Source organism: Leuconostoc lactis KCTC 3528 = DSM 20202 (genome assembly GCF_014651235.1).
In the GTDB taxonomy this organism is placed as follows: domain Bacteria; phylum Bacillota; class Bacilli; order Lactobacillales; family Lactobacillaceae; genus Leuconostoc; species Leuconostoc lactis.
Map to the genome: position 1 here is coordinate 1 of NZ_BMWM01000047.1, position 2823 is coordinate 2823.

Annotated in this window: 3 protein-coding genes; all 3 read left to right on the forward strand. The window is 42.3% G+C overall.

The features are described 5' to 3' along the window. The first annotated feature begins 177 nt into the window (after nt 1–177). Complete coding sequence (locus tag IE039_RS08170) at nt 178–996, forward strand: Cof-type HAD-IIB family hydrolase (RefSeq protein ID WP_010002214.1); 819 nt, start codon at nt 178–180, stop codon at nt 994–996. Between the two features lie 36 nt (nt 997–1032). Next, entirely contained in the window at nt 1033–1530 is a 498-nt protein-coding gene (gene tpx / locus IE039_RS08175) for a thiol peroxidase (protein ID WP_010002215.1), read from the forward strand. Between the two features lie 144 nt (nt 1531–1674). Beyond that, on the forward strand, nt 1675–2655 hold the full coding sequence (locus IE039_RS08180; RefSeq protein WP_010000991.1) for a ribose-phosphate diphosphokinase: 981 nt from the start codon (nt 1675–1677) through the stop codon (nt 2653–2655). The last annotated feature ends 168 nt before the right edge of the window (nt 2656–2823 follow it).

The following is a 2823-nucleotide window of genomic DNA, read 5'->3' on the forward strand; positions in this document are numbered from 1 at the left end:
TAACACCATTAAAGACCTTGATGGGTTTTTCTGTCCACTTAAATGTTCAACTTAAATTTTACAATCTGCCTTTTGTTATAATGTAATTAAGCATGATAAACGGTTGTGTCGAGCTGATTTTAAATGAAGGGAAGCGACAACAAGCACAACACAGTTGTTGGATAAACAAGCAAACAGATGTCAGAAATTAAAATTGTTTCAATTGATATTGATGGAACACTCATCAATGATCGTCACGAAATTACACCAGAAGTGAAACGAGCTGTACAAGCAGCTATGGCACAGGGTGTGAAGATTGTTATTACGACTGGCCGACCATTACCTGGTGTCCAAAAGATCCTGTCAGAGTTAAACATTACTGGATCAGATCAATATGTGATTACCTATAATGGTGGCCTCGTACAAACGGCCGATGGGCAAAAGACGTTGTTCCGGCAAGCATTAGCGGTATCAGAATTTCAAAAAATTAATGCTTTTATGACGGCACAGCAGATTTATGTGCAGGTTGAATCACATGATGCGGCGTATACAACGAATCATTGTATCCATCCGTGGGCAAGCTTTGAAAACAGCTTGGTTAATCTCCCATTATTTGTGTTGGATTCAGAAGCTGAGTTAGAAAAGATTGCCTTTATTAAGGCGATTGCGAACGCGGAAAGTGATGAACTGGACGCTGTGCAAGCCGCGGTACCAAAGACAATTAGTGAACATGTTAATGTCATTCGCTCAACGGCGAATAATTTGGAATTTATTGATCGCCAAGCTTCAAAGGGTAATGCGTTACTAGCCCTTGCTGATGAATTGGGCGTATCCCATGACGCAACAATGGCGATTGGTGATCAGGCCAATGATTACTCGATGATTGAACAAGCTGGCATTGGCGTTGCGATGGGCAATGCGATTCCAAGCTTGAAAGCAATCGCCGATTACGAAACAGCAAGCAATAACGACTCTGGCGTGGCACGCGCCATTGAAAAATTTGTGCTTAAATCATAATTAAAGTTCGGTTATATAAGATGCGGAGGTCGCAAAATGGACGTTTTATTAGAAGGTGAAGTTACAGCGCTTGTTGGGGAACCCTTAAAGGTTGGTGAAACATTGCCACACTTTAAGTTGGAAGATCAAAATGGTGAAAAGGTTAAAACTGCTGATTTGGTTGGGCAATTGATGTTGATTTCAGTTGTGCCTGATTTGAACACTGGCACATGCACATTGCAAACGCGCCACTTTAATCAAACAGTGGATCAATTTGAAGGCATCCAATTCTTGACAGTGTCAACAAACACGGTTGCCGAACAACGTGACTGGTGTGCGGCTGAAGGGGTTAAGAACTTGCGGATGTTGTCTGATGAACAAGAATCATTTGGCTACGCAACCAAGCTCTACATTCCGTCACAAGGCTTTGATGCCCGTGCAGTTTACATTGTTGATGCTGACGGTGTTGTGCGTTACGCACAAATTGTCCCAGAAGTATCTGAAGAACCAGATTATGATGATGCACTACGCGTTTTACGTGAATTACAAGGATAAATTACGTGATCAAAAACAGATTGGGATGTCCCAGTCTGTTTTTTTATGATCTGATAAAAGGCAACGTCGTCAGTGGCGCTTGGCCCTTTTTTTTGTTAAAATAAACAGGGACATTAAATTCACATAAAATATTTGGAGCCAAACATGCCAGAACCTAAATTGAAACTTTTTTCTTTAAGTTCAAATGAGCCACTTGCGGAAAAGATTGCTGAATCCGTGGGTGTCCCTTTGAGTGAAATATCTGTCAAGCGTTTTGCCGACGGTGAAGTACAGATTAACATTGAGGAAAGCATTCGTGGGGATAACGTCTTTGTTATCCAATCAACCGCTGCCCCAGTCAACGATAACTTGATGGAATTGTTGATTATGATTGATGCCTTGCGTCGCGCATCAGCCAACCAAATCAATGTGGTATTACCTTACTATGGCTATGCACGCCAAGATCGTAAGGCGCGTTCGCGTGAACCAATCACAGCCAAGCTTGTTGCCAATATGTTGGAACGGGCGGGCGCAACGCGGGTATTGGCGCTTGATTTACATGCAGCGCAAATTCAAGGTTTCTTCGATATTCCAATGGATCATTTGCAAGGCGCACCGTTGTTAGCCGACTACTTGATTGAATCTGGAATTGCGGACAAGAAGAACGCGGTGGTTGTGTCACCAGATCACGGCGGCATGACCCGTGCGCGTAACTTAAACAATATGTTGGAATTAGAAGCACCGGTAGCTGTCATTGATAAGCGTCGTCCCAAGCCAAATGTGGCCGAAGTCGGCAGCATTGTGGGCGATGTTAAAGGCAAGACAGCCATCATGATTGATGACATGATTGATACTGCTGGCACGATTACCCAAGGGGCCGAATTGATCATGGAACATGGGGCTAAAGAAGTGTATGTTGTTGCGTCACACGCCGTGTTCTCAGGACCAGCGGTTGAACGTTTGCAGAATTCTGTCTTCACAAAAGTGATTGTCACAGACTCAATCAACTTACCTGAAGATAAAAAGTTTGATAAATTAGAAATTGTTTCAGTTGGTGAACTGATTGGTGAAGCCATTCGCCGGATTAATAACAACGAAGCCATTTCATCACTATTTAAAAATCGTTTCCATCGTCGTTCACACTAAACCAGGACTTGACGTTGAACGGTACGGTAAAAAGTCGATGATTCGGCTTTTTTTGTGCAATATATTACAAAATGGCATAAAAATGATATACTTAAAGATAAGGCAGATTGTAAAATTTAAGTTGAACATTTAAGTGGACAGAAAAACCCATCAAGGTCTTTAATGGTG

What these genes read in the sequence shown, in the direction of transcription:
- IE039_RS08170 (WP_010002214.1), top strand. Translation starts at nt 178, where the DNA reads ATGTCAGAAATTAAAATTGTTTCAATTGATATTGATGGAACACTCATC.
- tpx (WP_010002215.1), top strand. Translation starts at nt 1,033, where the DNA reads ATGGACGTTTTATTAGAAGGTGAAGTTACAGCGCTTGTTGGGGAACCC.
- IE039_RS08180 (WP_010000991.1), top strand. Translation starts at nt 1,675, where the DNA reads ATGCCAGAACCTAAATTGAAACTTTTTTCTTTAAGTTCAAATGAGCCA.